At 71.0% G+C, this 14,862-nt stretch carries 15 protein-coding genes; 5 read left to right on the forward strand and 10 right to left on the reverse strand.

What is annotated here, in order from left to right; genetic code table 11:
- Positions 1–17 precede the first annotated feature (17 nt).
- Positions 18–980 carry a CobW family GTP-binding protein gene (locus ACW9J6_RS17030; RefSeq protein WP_457117674.1) on the forward strand — a complete coding sequence of 321 codons (963 nt, stop codon included), beginning with the start codon at positions 18–20 and terminating at the stop codon, positions 978–980.
- A gap of 893 nt (positions 981–1,873) precedes the next feature.
- Here the strand turns inward: ACW9J6_RS17030 and ACW9J6_RS17035 are convergent.
- The gene (locus tag ACW9J6_RS17035) at positions 1,874–2,446 is read right to left on the reverse strand and encodes a ComEA family DNA-binding protein (RefSeq protein WP_457117675.1); all 573 of its coding nucleotides are present in this window, start codon (positions 2,444–2,446) and stop codon (positions 1,874–1,876) included.
- A gap of 106 nt (positions 2,447–2,552) precedes the next feature.
- Positions 2,553–3,296, reverse strand: coding sequence for a Crp/Fnr family transcriptional regulator (locus ACW9J6_RS17040; protein ID WP_457117771.1), 744 nt, complete (start codon positions 3,294–3,296; stop codon positions 2,553–2,555).
- Between the two features lie 528 nt (positions 3,297–3,824).
- Here ACW9J6_RS17040 and ACW9J6_RS17045 point away from each other — a divergent pair.
- Positions 3,825–4,100, forward strand: a complete 276-nt coding sequence (locus tag ACW9J6_RS17045; RefSeq protein WP_457117676.1) for a hypothetical protein — start codon at positions 3,825–3,827, stop codon at positions 4,098–4,100.
- A 15-nt stretch (positions 4,101–4,115) separates the two neighbouring features.
- Here the strand turns inward: ACW9J6_RS17045 and ACW9J6_RS17050 are convergent, their stop codons facing one another.
- The 3 genes from ACW9J6_RS17050 to ACW9J6_RS17060 are packed head-to-tail and all read right to left on the reverse strand — an operon-like array spanning position 4,116 to position 5,321.
- Complete coding sequence (locus ACW9J6_RS17050) at positions 4,116–4,364, reverse strand: hypothetical protein (protein WP_457117677.1); 249 nt, start codon at positions 4,362–4,364, stop codon at positions 4,116–4,118.
- Between the two features lie 10 nt (positions 4,365–4,374).
- On the reverse strand, positions 4,375–4,998 hold the full coding sequence (locus ACW9J6_RS17055; RefSeq protein ID WP_457117678.1) for a hypothetical protein: 624 nt from the start codon (positions 4,996–4,998) through the stop codon (positions 4,375–4,377).
- Positions 4,995–5,321, reverse strand: a complete 327-nt coding sequence (locus tag ACW9J6_RS17060) for a hypothetical protein (protein WP_457117679.1) — start codon at positions 5,319–5,321, stop codon at positions 4,995–4,997. The genes ACW9J6_RS17055 and ACW9J6_RS17060 overlap by 4 nt, the downstream gene beginning before the upstream one ends.
- A gap of 255 nt (positions 5,322–5,576) precedes the next feature.
- Between ACW9J6_RS17060 and ACW9J6_RS17065 the strand changes: the two genes are divergently transcribed.
- Positions 5,577–8,414 (forward strand): phosphoenolpyruvate carboxylase, encoded by a 2,838-nt coding sequence (locus tag ACW9J6_RS17065; RefSeq protein WP_457117680.1) that lies wholly within the window; start codon positions 5,577–5,579, stop codon positions 8,412–8,414.
- A gap of 538 nt (positions 8,415–8,952) precedes the next feature.
- Positions 8,953–9,882, forward strand: coding sequence for a glutaminase (locus ACW9J6_RS17070; protein ID WP_457117681.1), 930 nt, complete (start codon positions 8,953–8,955; stop codon positions 9,880–9,882).
- 35 nt (positions 9,883–9,917) lie between these two features.
- Here ACW9J6_RS17070 and ACW9J6_RS17075 read toward each other — a convergent pair whose 3' ends face one another.
- Positions 9,918–10,112, reverse strand: coding sequence for a DUF2735 domain-containing protein (locus ACW9J6_RS17075; protein WP_457117682.1), 195 nt, complete (start codon positions 10,110–10,112; stop codon positions 9,918–9,920).
- Between the two features lie 468 nt (positions 10,113–10,580).
- On the opposite strand from ACW9J6_RS17075, the gene ACW9J6_RS17080 reads away from it, so the two are divergent.
- Positions 10,581–11,618, forward strand: a complete 1,038-nt coding sequence (locus ACW9J6_RS17080; RefSeq protein ID WP_457117683.1) for a glutamine synthetase beta-grasp domain-containing protein — start codon at positions 10,581–10,583, stop codon at positions 11,616–11,618.
- 59 nt (positions 11,619–11,677) lie between these two features.
- Here ACW9J6_RS17080 and ACW9J6_RS17085 read toward each other — a convergent pair whose 3' ends face one another.
- From ACW9J6_RS17085 to ACW9J6_RS17100, 4 genes are all read right to left on the reverse strand, one after another.
- Positions 11,678–11,929, reverse strand: coding sequence for a hypothetical protein (locus ACW9J6_RS17085; RefSeq protein WP_457117684.1), 252 nt, complete (start codon positions 11,927–11,929; stop codon positions 11,678–11,680).
- Between the two features lie 140 nt (positions 11,930–12,069).
- On the reverse strand, positions 12,070–13,152 hold the full coding sequence (locus ACW9J6_RS17090; RefSeq protein ID WP_457117685.1) for a transglycosylase SLT domain-containing protein: 1,083 nt from the start codon (positions 13,150–13,152) through the stop codon (positions 12,070–12,072).
- A 218-nt stretch (positions 13,153–13,370) separates the two neighbouring features.
- The gene (locus ACW9J6_RS17095; RefSeq protein ID WP_457117686.1) at positions 13,371–13,592 is read right to left on the reverse strand and encodes a hypothetical protein; all 222 of its coding nucleotides are present in this window, start codon (positions 13,590–13,592) and stop codon (positions 13,371–13,373) included.
- A gap of 141 nt (positions 13,593–13,733) precedes the next feature.
- Complete coding sequence (locus tag ACW9J6_RS17100; protein ID WP_457117687.1) at positions 13,734–14,747, reverse strand: NADP-dependent oxidoreductase; 1,014 nt, start codon at positions 14,745–14,747, stop codon at positions 13,734–13,736.
- Between the last annotated feature and the right edge of the window lie 115 nt (positions 14,748–14,862).

The raw sequence follows: 14,862 nt of genomic DNA on the forward strand, positions 1-14,862 counted from the left end.
CTCCCGCAGGGTGCCGCATGTCGGACAAGATCCCCGTCACCGTGCTCACCGGCTATCTCGGCGCCGGCAAGACCACGCTCCTCAACCGCATCCTCACCGAGCCGCACGGCAAGCGCTACGCCGTGATCGTCAACGAGTTCGGCGAGATCGGCATCGACAACGACCTCGTGGTCGGGGCCGACGAGGAAGTCTTCGAGATGAACAACGGCTGCATCTGCTGCACCGTGCGCGGCGACCTGATCCGCATCATGGACGGGCTGATGAAGCGGCGGGGCAAGTTCGACGCGGTCATCGTCGAGACGACCGGCCTCGCCGATCCGGCGCCGGTGGCCCAGACCTTCTTCGTCGACCAGGACGTGGGCGACGCGGCCCGGCTCGACGCCGTGGTGACGGTGGCGGACGCCAAGTGGCTCTCCGAGCGCCTCAAGGACGCGCCCGAGGCCAAGAACCAGATCGCCTTCGCGGACGTGATCCTGCTCAACAAGGCGGACCTCGTGAGCGAGGCGGACCTCGCCGAGGTCGAGCGCCGGATCCGGGCGATCAACCCCTCGGCCGCGATCCACCGCACCGTGAAGTGCGCCGTGCCCCTCGACGCGGTGCTCGACCGCAAGGCCTTCGACCTCGACCGGATCATGGAGGTCGAGCCCGCCTTCCTGGAGGAGGGGCACCACCATCATCACGCGGACGACATCCAGTCGGTCTCGGCGCGGCTGCCCGGCCCGGTCGATCCGAACAAGTTCATGCCGTGGATCTCCGACCTCACCCAGGTCCAGGGTCCGGACATCCTGCGCTGCAAGGGGATCGTGAGCTTCCCGGACGAGCCGCGCCGCTTCGTGTTCCAGGGCGTCCACATGATCCTCGACGGCGACCTCCAGGACGAGTGGCCGGCCGGGGACCCGCGGGAGTCGCGCGTGGTGTTCATCGGGCGCAACCTCGATCCCGCCCGGATCCGCGCCGCCTTTGAGGCCACGCGGGCGTAGCCGCCCGCCGGGTTCTCGATCGAGACCGGCTCGGGGGACGGTCGGATCCCTCGCGCGCTGACGTGACCCTTCTTCGGGTCTCACGCCGCTGACGCGGCACGCGTCCGGGAAAGGGGAGCCTGGCGGCGGGTCGAAGCATCCCAGCGTCGAAGGTTGTGGCGCGAGGAATTCGTTTCCCGATTGGGGTCTTTCAGTCACACGTGTCCGGCGACAAGACGAGGCACCCCCACCCCTCTCCCACTCGGGCTAGCGTGTTCACCTTTCGCCTGTCGGCATCAAAAAGCTCTTCTTTTGTAGGTGCTTGAACGGAACCAAGGAGGCCCGCGGGATCCCCTCTCCCGTGCGGGAGAGGGGTAGGGGTGAGGGTCCCGGACCGTGCCGTCATCAAGCGAAGACGGTTGTGCTGGCAGCGGGGCGCTTCAGAATACTTGCTGAACCACCTGGACCCTCACCCCTGCCCCTCTCCCGCACGGGAGAGGGGTTCCCCGCGATAGACTCGGCAACCGACGTGTGTCGAGGTAAATATCTACCCTGTTTGTATTTTTCGCCTTCTCTTTACCCGCTAGCCCACTCGGGAGAGGGCATCCCGGACGAGCTGAGCGATCGTAGATGCTCGAGAAACTCGCCGTTCTCGGAGATCAAGCCGCATTCGGGGAGCCCTGGATTTTCCCCGGACAGCCCTGCACACGCGGGAGAGAGCAGACGCCCGCGCCTGATCCGACGACGGTTGAATGAGCAAGCCCGTCCGGAACAGAAGATCCTACGTCAGTCTTGCGACGCCATCATGGATGATCGGCTGTTTCTGCCGGCAATCGGACCACTTGTTCCTCCGCACGGGATCGCGAAGCCGGTGATGGACTGCTCCACCCTCCGCGCGGATCGAGCCTCGCGGATCAGCGGACCGTGACCTGGTCCTTAATGCGCAGGAAGACGGAGCGGCTCAGGATCCGCCGCGAGAGCAGATCCTGCGGCGAGGTGTAGGGCCGGCCCGCCACGATCGCCTTGCCGATATGGCCGCCGCCCCGCAGGGCGTTGAGGTCCGCGAGGCTGGCGGTGTTGAGGTCGATCCCCTCCGTCGGACCGGCCGCCGGGGGAGACTCCGGTTCCGGTGGCGGGGCGGCCGGCGGATCCTCCGCGAAGGCGAGCGCCGCGGGGGCCGCGAAGACCGGCGGCGGCGTGGCGGCGGGGGGCTCGGCCGGCGCCGCGATCGCCGGCGGGGGGGCCGGCGCGAGGCGGAACGGTTCCGGCGTCGCCACGACCGGTTCGGCGCTGGCCGTGCGGACCGGTTCCGGCTGGGCGGCCGGGGGCGGCGCGGGGCGTGCCACGGCTGGCGACGCCGTGGCCGCGATCTCGGCCGGGCGTCTCGCCGGAACGGCCCCGCCGATGAAGTATTGCCAGAGTCCCGCCAGCGCCGCCGCCATGACGACGATGGTGAAGGCGCGTGTGATGGCTGAACCGGTCAGCATGTGAGGACGGATCCGGACATGGCACCTTAAGGAAGTCGCGACGACGGTGTCATTTTGGTGACCCCACCGCGTCTTTCCCGGGATTTCACGCCGGACGCCGCGGCCCTCACTCCGGCTCTGCGTCGAGGTAGCGCCCCTCGCGGGACAGGTGCAGGTAGTTCGCGTTGAACAGGACCGCGCGCTCCAGGGCTTCCAGCCTGTTGATGGTCAATTCGCGGCCACCGAGGGTGATGAAGCCCGTATTGCGCAGTTCCTGGAGGGTCCGGTTCACGTGGACGACCGACAGGCCGATCGTGTCCGCCATCTCGCCCTGGGTGAGCGGCAGGTCGCAGCTCGTCCCGCGCGTGAGGCCGATCACCCGCATCCGCACGAAGAGCTCGCACAGGAGATGCCCGAGCCGCTCGAACGCCGTCCGCTGCCCGACATTGACCGTCCACTCGCGCTGGATCGAGGCCATGGTGAGCACGTCCCACCAGAAGGCCTGCAGCAGCCGAGGGTTGGAGTGGAGGGCGTGGCTCGCCACCTCGATCGGAATTTCCCCGAGCGTGACTGGCGTCACTGCACCAATCGAGTGGTCCATCTCCTGCAGGACGGGTGTGCCCACGCAGCAGACGTCACCCGGGAGCAGGTAGGCGATGATCTGACGCCGACCATCTTCCAGCGTCTTGTAGCGACAGGCCCAGCCCTCCAGCACAACATTAATGAATTGAGGTGTGTCGCCTTCGTGGATCACGTCCTCCCGTGCCCGAACGCGACGGGTTCGCTGTCGCGCAAGCGAGTCGAGAAGATCCTTCTCGATCCCCGAGAGGCGCGTGAAGTGTTCCAATTTCCGGATCAGGTACTGAGCCAAGGCGCCTGAAACCTCGTCCATGCGGGGCGATCTTGGCTGGATTTGGGGTCCCGCCGATCTATCATATGATAACAACCTGCGGATCCGACAGTCTCGCCCCAATCCTTTTTTGGGCTAAGCAGTTCGGCGAGAACGGGGGGCGGAGAGAGTGTTGCGATGCGGGCACAATGGTCACCGAACCGAAAGCTCGGCCGCAGAGCGGGGATTGTGATCCTGTCGGGGATCGGCAGGTTAACGCCCAGAGACGGCGTACAGCACCGAGGGCGCGATGACGTCACAGATCTCGCCGACGACTTGGCGGCGCAGCTCCGCGGCCAGGCCGGGCCCGCGCCCAGCCGGCGCCTGCCGGTGTGATGGCGACGGTCTGGTCGTCGCGCTCGCTCCGGGGTTGCGGGCCGTCTTCGACGGCTCCCTCGTCGAGGGCCTTCCGGCCGACCTCGGGGCGAGCCTCGCCCACCTGCTGACGCGGCTCGACGCCGCGCCGGCGGCACCGCCCCGAGACATCCCTCCGCGTTCCGCAAGAGTCCCATGACCGATCTCGCTCCCGAACAGACCCGCATCCTCTCCTTCCCTCAGGCGGTGGCCTGCGCGCCGGCGGACGAGAACACCGCTTCGATGATCGACGTGCTGCAGGAGCAATTGCGGCTGGCCCGCGAGGGCAAGCTGCGCTCGGTGGCGATCGTCTCGGTGTCGTCGGACGGCGCATCGATCGGAACGCAGTGGTCGTGCACGCACGGCGACATATCGAGCCTGATCGGCAAGCTGACGGTGCTCGCGCACGACATGATGGCGGCCCGCAAGTAGCGCGGGCCGAACCGCTCACCCCTTGCGCAGCCGCCGGGCATTCGCGCGGACGCGCCGCCGGTAGAGCTTCACCGCGGGGAGAGCGCCTCCCGACAGTGCGGCCTCGCCCGCGGCCCGCACCTTCTCCGCCACCATCCGGTGCGCCTCGCGGGCCGCGCCCGCGTCGCCGCGCGCGAACATCGCGAGCCGCCTCGCGACCACCTCGCCGGCCTCCGCGGCGAGGTGCGTCGTCTCGATCGAGAGGCGCAGCCAAGGTCCGATCATCGGGTCCTCCTCATGGAATCGCGCCCTGCGGCAGGGTGAATCCGCCCGGCGTGCGGGCGGCGGGTGCGGGCTTCGCCGGGCCGGCCCCGGGCTCCGCGCTCTTGGAATCCGCGCTCTTGGCGTCCGCGGGTCTCGGCTTGCCGGCCCGCGGCTTGGCCGCGGGCCGCGCCACGTTGGGCGCGGCGACCTTCGGCGCCTCGCCGCAGCCCCGGAAGGGCAGGGCGGCGACGAGCCCGGCGCCCTCGTCCTCCAGGATCCGCAACGTGGCCGGCAGGCCCTCCAGGTGGTCGAGCCACTGGATCTTCGCGCCGCTCTGCGCCTCCAGGCTCGCCGGCGCCGCCCCGCGGCGCAGGGTGTCGAGGTCGGGCCCGAGAGCGGTCGCGGCCTTGTTGCGGATCACCACCTCCAGCACCTGCAGGTCGTCCGGAGTCAGCGGGCGCAGCGGGTTCTCCCGCTTGAGCGTGCCCCGGCGCGTCACCCAGAGGACCATCCCCTTGGGGCCGGCATACTCGGCCGCCTGCTTGTCCGGGCAGCCGGAGGGCGCGCCCGATGAACCGACCTGCGGGGCGGGCAGCTGGGCCGATGCGGGTCCGACGCCCGCGAGCCATGCGGCGAGGACGAGGGCCCGCCTCACGGTGTGGCTCCCGGTCCCGACGGCCGTCCCTCGTCGGGGTCGTGATCGATCACCTTCGGGATCCTGCGGGGCGGCATCGGCGGCGGGCCGCCGTGCGGCAGCGCCCGCGGCGACGGGGCGCCGTCCGTGTCCAGGGCGGGGGCGTCGCGGTCGACCGGAACGCGCGGGCGGGGCCCGTGGGCGTCGTAGAGTTCGTCCCCGCGCTCCTCCAGCAGGCTCTCGCGCGGGAGGCGCAGGGGAGGGCGCCGCTCCGTCGTGCGCACCAGCAGCAGCAGCACGCCGACGGCGACGAGCGCGGCCGCGACCGCCAGGATGAGGACCATGTTCACCTTACGCCCGAGGCCGCCCCGACATCCGGCCACCCGGGCGCGGATCCTCTCCCGCTGCGGCGTCGGCGGCGGCGGCCGACATCGCGCGCGTCGGGTCTATCCCGAGACGCGCCGCGATTCCAGGCGGCCGCGGGGCCTTGTCGCGCGGCCGTGATCCGTGGAGGGAATGAAGGGGGCCGGGTGCCGGACGGAACGGACCTTGCGTCGCCGCCCGCGCCCGACCCGCCACCGCCGCGACGAGAGGTGTCCATGTACCGGCCCGAGGACAGTCCCGACCCGCATGCCCCGGACGGCCCCGAGGGCGGCCTGGAGGCGGATCTGCTCCGGCTCGTGGAGGAGACCCGTCGGCAGGCCAGCGAGGATCCGTTCCGGAACCCCGTTCTGACCGTGGCGCTGGCGATCAGCCGGCGCATGGATCGGGGCGACGTGTCCGATTCCGACCTCGACGGGCTGCTGCCCGCCCTGCGCCTGCAGGCCCTGGAGGCGCGGGCCGGGCGGCTGCGCGCCTATGTGGGCCTCGACGCACCGGGTGGGGACGACCTCGCGCGCGCCGTCCCGCTGATCCTGGGTCCGGAGGGCGGCGCCTTCGAGGCCGCCCGGGCGCGGGTCGAGCGGCCCCGCTTCGCGGCCGTGTTCACCGCTCACCCGACCTTCGGCATGCCGAAGGCCGCGGCGCGCCTCCTCGCCGAGGCCGCCTCCACGCCGGACCCGGCGGCCCGGCACGCCCTCTGCGCCGAGGCGGCCGCGCTCTCCGCCCGACCCGACCCGGTCATCACCCTCAACGACGAGTTCGACCAGGCGCGCTTCTCCGTGCAGCACGGCCGCGCCGCCCTCGACGGGTTGAACGAGGCGCTCTTGCGCGCCGCCATGACCCGCTGGCCCGAGGAGTGGCACGGCCTCGTGCCCCAGCCGGTGGTGATCGCCTCCTGGGTCGGCTGCGACACGGACGGGCGCACCGATATCGGCTGGTGGGACACCCTGCGCTACCGGCTCGAATCGAAGCGCACGCAGATGGAGCGGGTGCTGGCGCAGCTTCCCGACGACCCGGCGGCGGCCGTCGTGCGGCGCCTGGCCGAGGAGGCCCGCGACGCGGTCTCGCGCCAGCTCGCGGTCGCCCCGAAGCTCGGCGACGACCCGAGCCTGGAGGTGGTCCACCGCTTCGCCCTCGCGCTGATCATCGAGCGCGAGCGCGCCCAGACCGAGGCCGGCCCGCTGATCGCCGCCCTCGACCGGGCGGTGGCGGCCGCTGCCGACGACGAGGCGCGGCTGAAGCTCTGCGTCCTGCGCGCGGGCTGCGCGGCCCACGGCCTCCAGAACGGCCTGCCGCATTTCCGGCTCAACGCCACCCAGGTGCACAACGCCGTGCGCCGCTCGCTCGAGCAGGACGGCGACCCGACCGATCCGGCCCAGCGCCGCTCGCACCTCGCCTCGATCAACGCGCTCCTCGACCGCGTCGAGGCGGTGCCGGTGGATTTCGGCGCGCTCGCCGCCGAGCGGGCCTCCGCCGCCCGGCTGATGATGACGATCGCGCAGATCCTCAAGCACGTGGACGGCACCCATCCGGTCCGCTTCCTCATCGCCGAGACCGAGACCGGCTACACGCTCCTCGCCGCGCTCTGGCTCGCGGAGCATTTCGGCATCGCCGACCGGGTCGAGATCACGCCGCTCTTCGAGACCGCCTCCGCCCTGGAGCAGGGGGTGCACGTGATCGAGGACGCCCTGCGCTCGCCGCACTGGCGGCGCTACCTGCGCCGGATCGGGCGCCTCGTGCTGCAGTTCGGCTACTCGGATTCCGGGCGCTACGTCGGGCAGCTCGCCGCCACCTTCTGGATCGAGCGGCTGCGGCTGCGCATCACCGAGATCATGGTCCAGAACGGGCTCTCCGACATCGAGCTCGTGGTGTTCGACACGCACGGCGAATCGATCGGCCGGGGCGCCCATCCGGCCAGCCTCGCCGACCGGCTCGCCTACCTGGCTCCCGGCCAGGCCCGGCTGCGCAACCGCGAAGCGGGGCTCAAGGTGCGGCTCGAATCGAGCTTCCAGGGCACGGACGGCTACCTGCTGCTCGGATCCGCGCCGCTCGCGCGGGCCACCGTGCTGCGGATCGTGGAGCACGTCTTCGCGGCCGGGGACCCGCCCGACGACCCGATCTACGCCGAGCCCGACTTCGCCACCGAGTTCTTCACCGGCGCGCGCCAGGACATGGAGACGCTCGTCGACGATCCCGGCTACGCGGCCCTGCTCGGGACCTTCGGCCCGAACCTGATCGACCGCACCGGCTCGCGGCCGGTGGCGCGCCAGTCGGATGCGGGCGGCCCGGTCGCGATCACCCATCCGCGCCAGATCCGGGCCATCCCCAACAACGCGATCCTGCAGCAGCTCGGATTCCTGGCGAATTCCATGCACGGAATCGGGCACGCCGCCGCCCGCGCGCCGGACCTGTTCCGCGACATGCGGGCTCAGTCCGACCGCTTCGCCCGCGCCTTCAGCCTCGTCCAGCACGCGGCCGAGGTGAGCGACCTCGACGTGCTGCGCGCCTACGTGGAGACCCTCGATCCGGGCATGTGGCTGGAGCGGGCGCGCCGGGCGACGCGGGACGGCCGGCGCGAGGAGATCGTGGCGATCGCCAGTGCCCTCGACCGCCTCGACCTCGCGCCGCGTCTGCGGCGTCTGTTCGGCCGGCTCACCCACGACCACCTGATGCTGCACGCGGTGGCGCCCGACCTCGGCATGATGAGTCCCCGGCTCACTCTCCTGCACGCCCTGCGCCTTGCGCTGATCCACCGGATCTGGTTTCTGGCCGTGCACATCCCGGGCTTCCGGCCACAGGGCGGCGTGACCCGGGAGAGCCTGATCGAGCGGATCCTGCGCCTCGACGTGCCGGGCTGCCTGAAGGCCCTCGAGGACATCTTCCCGGTGACGCCGGACCCGACGCTGGGACTGAATTTCGGCGAGCCGGCGGGGCCGCGCGGGGTGGGCACCTACGAGGCGGAGCACCGCACCCTGTTCGCGCCGATCGGCCGGCTCTTCGCGCTGGTGCGCGAGATCAGCGGCATGATCCAGCACGAGGTCGGGGCGTTCGGGTGAGGCGCATGATGAATCCTCCTCCCCTGTGTTCAAGGCTGTCCGGGGAAATCCGAGTCCTTGATGAGAGCGAGTTGATCGAGAAAATGCTCTCCATCCAAAGCGCGTCACAGGCGCGGAACATGGCGGGGGATCCCCTCTCCCGGGTGGGCTAACTCGTTCACACTTCGCCGGATGAGGCGCGGGTTTCCCCTCTCCCCGCGTGCGGGGAGACGGCTGCGTCCCCCTTGTCGGGGGCGCAGCGAGCCCGAAGGGCGAGGGTGAGGGGGCCGTGCCGGATGTGGCTCCTCCGGAACCGCCCCCTCACCTTCGGCTGCCGCCTCGTCTCACCCCCCACAAGGGGGGCTCGACCCTCTCCCCGCACGCGGGGAGAGGGCATGCGCACCACTCGAAGTGCGAATCCGCGGGCCCGGGTGGGAGAGGGGAGAGGCGCCTGACATGTGACTCGAATCGCCTTCCCGTCTGCAGAGGAGGGCGAGGCCGCACCCGCAGCGCCGACGCCGCTGAGACCCTGACCGACCGCAGCCCCAGGGACCTGCCCGTGCCCGACCTGACCCGCATCGTCGCCGAGATCGCCGAGGAGATGCGCGAGCGTCCCGACCGGGGCGATGTCGCGACCTACATCCCGGAGCTCGCCCGCGCCGACAAGCGCGCCTTCGGCATGGTGGTGATCGGTGCCGACGGCGAGGTCGCGGCGGCCGGGGATTGCGACGTTCCCTTCTCCATCCAGAGCATCTCGAAGGTGTTCACCCTGACGCTCGCCCTCGGGATGGTCGGCGACCGGCTCTGGCGGCGGGTGGGCCGCGAGCCCTCGGGCAGCCCCTTCAACTCGATCGTCCAGCTCGAATACGAGCGCGGCATCCCCCGCAACCCGTTCATCAACGCGGGCGCGATCGCGGTCACCGACCTGATCCTGTCCCGGCACCAGCCCCGGGAGGCGCTGGGGGAGATCCTGCGCTTCCTGCAGATGCTCGCCCAGGACGAGTCCATCCACATCGACGAATCGGTCGCCGCCTCCGAGCAGAAGACCGGCTACCGCAACGTGGCGCTCGCCAATTTCATGAAGGCGCACGGGGTCATCGACAACCCGGTGCCCTACGTGCTCGGCGTCTACTTCCACCACTGCGCCATCGCGATGACCTGCCGCCAGCTCGCGCAGGCCGGGCGGTTCCTGGCGCATTCCGGCCGCGATCCCTCGACCGGTTACCTCGTCGTCCAGCCCGAGCGGGCGCGCCGCATCAACGCGATCATGCTGACCTGCGGGCATTACGACGGGTCGGGCGACTTCGCCTACCGGGTGGGGCTCCCCGGCAAGAGCGGCGTCGGCGGCGGGATCCTGGCCGTCGCGCCCGGCCGGGCCTCGATCGCCGTGTGGTCGCCGGGTCTCGACGCGGCGGGCAACTCGCATCTCGGCCGCATCGCCCTGGAGGCGCTGACCCAGCGGCTCGGCTGGTCGATCTTCGGTCCGTGACGACGCGCGGGCCGGGCCCGGTCAGGGCTCGCCGATCACGGCTTGCGCGAGCGGTCCGCGTCCTGGATCGCGGCCTCATGGTACCAGCCGCCGCCGAAGGCCGCGTCGGCGAAGCGCGGGGCGCTGCGCTCGCCGCCCTCGGTCGCCGGGCGCCGCACCGGCGCGCCACCGCGGGTGCGCAGGGGAAATTGATAGATCTTCGCCGTTTCGCGCTGGGTGCCCGTGTTCATCAACGCCGTCTCCCGTCGTAACGACGCGCCGTGGCGCGTCGCGTGCTGACTGAATATAGCCAGCGATGCGCGCGCCTTGCACGTCCTGCCGCTAAAAAAATCAGTATTTGCTCGAAATTTGCGCATACAGCATCTTGCCAAACGACATTCCATTATTGCAGCAGTGCCGCCGCCGCGAGGCGCGCCATCTGCGCATCCCGAAGGCAGCGACGCGGGTCTGCCTCTTCCAGAGGCAGAAGCGGCGCTCCGACCCGGGCCGGCCAGCCGCCGCGGCCGGTCCCGCCCGCCGGGGCCGCGGCGACGTCTCGCCATCCGCCGGCGCGGCGTGCGACGGCGGTGCTTCGCCGGCAATCCGCCGCGGCGCCGCCAGTTTGGCACAGTCCCTGCTTTGGCCCGCTCGCCTTGGATGGCAAGGTAATGGGCACAAGCGCCGCAAGCTCCTCATGGTTCCATGACGAGAGGCTGGAAATGACGAAGTACAAACTCGAATACATTTGGCTTGACGGCTACACCCCCGTTCCGAACCTTCGGGGCAAGACGCAGATCAAGGAATTCGACGGGTTCCCGACGCTCGAGCAGCTGCCGCTGTGGGGCTTCGACGGCAGTTCGACGCAGCAGGCCGAGGGCCACAGCTCGGATTGCGTGCTGAAGCCGGTCGCCCTCTATCCCGACCCGGCGCGCAGCAACGGCGCCCTGGTGATGTGCGAGGTCATGATGCCCGACGGCGTCACCCCGCACCCGTCGAACAAGCGCGCCACGATCCTCGACGACGAGGGCGCCTGGTTCGGCTTCGAGCAGGAATACTTCATGTACAAGGACGGGCGCCCGCTCGGGTTCCCGGAGAACGGCTACCCGGCGCCGCAGGGCCCTTACTACACCGGCGTCGGCTACAAGAACGTCGGCGACGTCGCGCGCTCGATCGTCGAGGAGCACCTCGAACAGTGCCTCGCGGCCGGCATCAACCACGAGGGCATCAACGCCGAGGTGGCGAAGGGCCAGTGGGAGTTCCAGATCTTCGGCAAGGGCTCCAAGAAGGCCGCCGACGAGATCTGGATGGCGCGCTACCTGCTGATGCGTCTCTGCGAGAAGTACTGCGTGGACATCGAGTGGCACTGCAAGCCGCTCGGCGACACCGACTGGAACGGGTCGGGCATGCACTGCAACTTCTCGACCACGCACATGCGCGAGGTCGGCGGCAAGGCCTATTTCGAGGCCCTGATGGCGGCGTTCGCGAAGAACATCGACGAGCACATCGCGGTCTACGGCCCGGACAACCACCTGCGCCTGACCGGCAAGCACGAGACCGCGCCCTGGAACAAGTTCTCCTACGGCGTGGCCGACCGCGGCGCCTCGATCCGGGTGCCGCACAGCTTCGTCAAGAACGGCTACAAGGGCTACCTTGAGGACCGCCGCCCGAACTCGATGGGCGACCCCTACCAGATCGCCTCGCAGGTTCTGAAGACGATCTCCGAGGTCCCGACCGAGGGCGTCTCGGCGGCGGCCTGATCCGTCACGCGACCGAACCGAGCGGCGGGGATGGCCACCCATCCCCGCCGTTCGCGTCTCTAGTTCGGGCCGCGGGCCCGCGCCTCGAAGGCGTCCGCCATGGTGTCGTCGTGGCGGCCGAGCGTCTCCAGCCGCTCGGCGCGCCGCGCCTGCTCATCGCGGTCCTCGCCCTCGCTCAGGTCGGCCGTCAGGCGCGCCCGGGCCGCCTCGCGCCGGTGGCGATCCGCCTGCTCGCGGAAATAGGCGGCCTGCTGCCCGGCCGTGGCGGCGTATTCGCGCGCGTAGCTGTTCCCGTCGCTCTTCACTGCCATTGTCGTCCCCGGCGCCGTTCCGCGGTGTCCTCCCTGGGCGGTGCGCCCGGCCCGGAGGCGCGCGGCACCGCCCGACACGGTACTGTGCAGGAGCTTAGGTCAGATCGGCGGCAGGTCAAACCGGGCGGATCGCGGACCCGTCACGGTGACTGCGCGGCCGCGTAGGCCATGACGCCCATCAGCGCGCCGACGTCGCGGTAGCGGTCGCCGCGGGTCGTCATCATGGCCTCGAACTTGTCGTGCACCTGCGCGACGGACAGGCTGCGGGCCTTCCGCCGGCCGACCCGCTCGTAGAAGATCGGCTTGTTGGCCCGCGCGGGCTTGGGCAGCAGCGCGGCGGCTTCGGCCTTAGGCTCCTCCACCACCTTCGCCATGAAGCGCTCGGCGTCGTCGGGGCCGAGGAAGTGGGCGAGGTAGGTCTCGCCGAGCGTCAGGGTGCGGCCGATCCGGGCGGCGATGCGGGCGCTGTCGCGCTTGAGCATCTCGGCCGCCAGCACCGCCGACAGGGCCGGGTCGCGCCGCATGTCGAGGATGCGCGCCTTCTCGGCCGCGTCCCCGACGCTGTTGTCGTCCGCGATCAGCGCCGCCTCGCGCGCGCAGCCGTGCAGCGCGCCGAACTCGCGCATCACCTGCAGCCAGGTCCGCTCGATGAACTGGTAAAGGCCGGTCGCCGAGGAGGTGCGCGCCTGGACCTCGGTGATGAAGCTCGATTCCTTGTCGGCGATCGCCATCAGCAGGACCGGGTCCATGCCGACCTGGTAGGCGGCCTTGACGACGGTCTGCACGATGTGGCGGCGGATCCGCATCGGTCCGAAGGTCAGGATCTCGTTCGGGTCGCCTCCCATCGTGGCCGAGATCAGGTCGTCGTAGGAGACGCGGTCGACGCCGTCCGCCCCGAGCGCCGTGTCGAGGTCGTGCACCGGCATGCTGATCGGCACCTCCTTGGGCCGCTCCTGCACCCGGGGCTTGGGCATCGGCATGGTGAGGAGGTCGGCCATCAGGGTGACCTGGGGCCGGGCCGAGGTCGCGAGGTCGGGGCCGTAGCGGTGGAGCAGCGAGCCGAGACCCGCCGCCAGGCAGGCCGCGGTCAGCGCCGTGCGGGCCAGGACCGGCAGGCCGCCGCGCGTGGAGCGGTCGGGGCCGCCGAGGAGCAGCGCATCGCGCGGACCTGCGGGCGCCCAGCGCACGGCCTGGGCCGAGGGTCCGATCGCGCGATGCTGCATGGCGGGTCATTCCTGCGCTGCGGCCGCGTGTGTCCGGCCCGTTTCGGCGAGGAAGCCCGCGAGTTGTGGCGATATGACGGCGCCCGCGGCGGCGCCGTCATCTTCGTGTGGGCGAAGCTCGGCCGGTCCACACGCGATTGCGCGGGGTTCGAATGGCCGAGCTTATCTCAGGTTAACCACGCTAAGCTTGACCGCCCCATCGCTGCGGTGCGGCCGACTCAGCGGGCCGGTTGCTGCACCGCCCGCTCGCGGTCGCGCTTGGCGGCCTGATGGCGGCCGATCATGCAGCCGGCCGCCGCGCCCGCGAGCGTATGGCCGCCCGCGTAGTGCCCGGCGACGCCCCCGACGATGGCGCCCTTGATGCAACCCTTCGCCTCGGCCGCGCCGCTGGTGGCGACGAGGCCCGCCGCCACGGAGGCGGCGATCAGGATCTGTCTCATTGTCGTCTTCCGGGCTTTCCCGGTCCTTCCCGCGGCCGTTGCGGCCGCGGTCACCATAACACGGATCGCCAGGGCGGGTTCCGGGACGCGGCGAGCGCCAGCAGCGGAAGGGCAGTGGATCCGCGCTCCCGAAGCGGGTGTTCAGAGTTTCACCACCAGCTTCCCGAAGTTCCGGCCCTTCAGGAGCCCGATGAAGGCCTCCGGGGCATGCTCCAGTCCTTCGACCACGTCTTCGCGGTAGCGGATCCGGCCCTCCCGCAGCCAGCCCGAGACGTCACGCAGGAAGGCGGGCTCCTGGTCGGCGAAGTCCCACACGATGAAGCCCCGGAAGGTGAGGCGCTTGCTGAGCACGGCGCGCATCAGGACCGGGACGCGGTCCGGCCCGGCGGGCAACTCGGTCATGTTGTAGTTGGCCACGAGGCCGCAGACCGGGATGCGCGCGAAGTCGTTGAGGAGGGGCAGGACGGCGTCGAACACCGCCCCACCGACATTCTCGAAATAGACGTCGATCCCGCCCGGGCAGGCCTCGGCCAGGGCGGTCGGCAGGTCGTCGCGGCGATGGTCGACGGCCGCGTCGAAGCCGAGTTCCTCGGTGAGGAAGCGGCACTTGTCGGCGCCGCCGGCGATCCCGACCGCGCGGGCCCCCTTCAGCTTGGCGATCTGCCCGACGAGGGAGCCGACCGGGCCGCTCGCCGCGGCGACCACCACGGTCTCGCCGGGCTTGGGCGCGCCGATGGTGAGGAGGCCCGTATAGGCGGTCATCCCCGGCATGCCGAGGACGCCGAGCGCCGTCGTCACCGGGACGGCCTGGGGATCGAGCTTGCGCAGGCCGCGCCCGTCCGACACGGCGTAATCCTGCCAGCCGCCATAGGCGAGCACCGTGTCGCCGACCGCGACGCCCGGATGGTTCGAGACCGCCACCTCCGCGACGGTGCCGCCCACCATCACGTCGTTGATCTCCACGGGCTGGGCGTAGGATTTCGCGGCGCTCATCCGGCCGCGCATGTAGGGATCGAGGGAGAGGTAGCGGTTCCGCAGCAGGACCTCGCCGTCCCGCGGCGCCGGCACCGGCGCCCGCTCCAGCCGGAAATGCGCCGGGGTGGGCTCGCCGTGCGGGCGCGAGGCGAGGACGATGCGGCGATTGACGTCTGACATGCGGGATCTCCCTGGCGCGGTCCGTCGGGTCGCGCCGAGGCGCGCCGGACGTGGGCGCGAGGGACTTGGCGCTGCGGGCCGCCCGGGTCAACGGCGGGCGGGAGATCGAGGGTAC

It is taken from the genome of Methylobacterium sp. JK268 (genome assembly GCF_054052225.1).

What these genes read in the sequence shown, in the direction of transcription:
- ACW9J6_RS17030 (WP_457117674.1), top strand. Translation starts at nt 18, where the DNA reads ATGTCGGACAAGATCCCCGTCACCGTGCTCACCGGCTATCTCGGCGCC.
- ACW9J6_RS17035 (WP_457117675.1), bottom strand. Translation starts at nt 2,446, where the DNA reads ATGCTGACCGGTTCAGCCATCACACGCGCCTTCACCATCGTCGTCATG.
- ACW9J6_RS17045 (WP_457117676.1), top strand. Translation starts at nt 3,825, where the DNA reads ATGACCGATCTCGCTCCCGAACAGACCCGCATCCTCTCCTTCCCTCAG.
- ACW9J6_RS17050 (WP_457117677.1), bottom strand. Translation starts at nt 4,364, where the DNA reads ATGATCGGACCTTGGCTGCGCCTCTCGATCGAGACGACGCACCTCGCC.
- ACW9J6_RS17060 (WP_457117679.1), bottom strand. Translation starts at nt 5,321, where the DNA reads ATGGTCCTCATCCTGGCGGTCGCGGCCGCGCTCGTCGCCGTCGGCGTG.
- ACW9J6_RS17065 (WP_457117680.1), top strand. Translation starts at nt 5,577, where the DNA reads ATGTACCGGCCCGAGGACAGTCCCGACCCGCATGCCCCGGACGGCCCC.
- ACW9J6_RS17075 (WP_457117682.1), bottom strand. Translation starts at nt 10,112, where the DNA reads ATGAACACGGGCACCCAGCGCGAAACGGCGAAGATCTATCAATTTCCC.
- ACW9J6_RS17080 (WP_457117683.1), top strand. Translation starts at nt 10,581, where the DNA reads ATGACGAAGTACAAACTCGAATACATTTGGCTTGACGGCTACACCCCC.
- ACW9J6_RS17085 (WP_457117684.1), bottom strand. Translation starts at nt 11,929, where the DNA reads ATGGCAGTGAAGAGCGACGGGAACAGCTACGCGCGCGAATACGCCGCC.
- ACW9J6_RS17090 (WP_457117685.1), bottom strand. Translation starts at nt 13,152, where the DNA reads ATGCAGCATCGCGCGATCGGACCCTCGGCCCAGGCCGTGCGCTGGGCG.
- ACW9J6_RS17095 (WP_457117686.1), bottom strand. Translation starts at nt 13,592, where the DNA reads ATGAGACAGATCCTGATCGCCGCCTCCGTGGCGGCGGGCCTCGTCGCC.
- ACW9J6_RS17100 (WP_457117687.1), bottom strand. Translation starts at nt 14,747, where the DNA reads ATGTCAGACGTCAATCGCCGCATCGTCCTCGCCTCGCGCCCGCACGGC.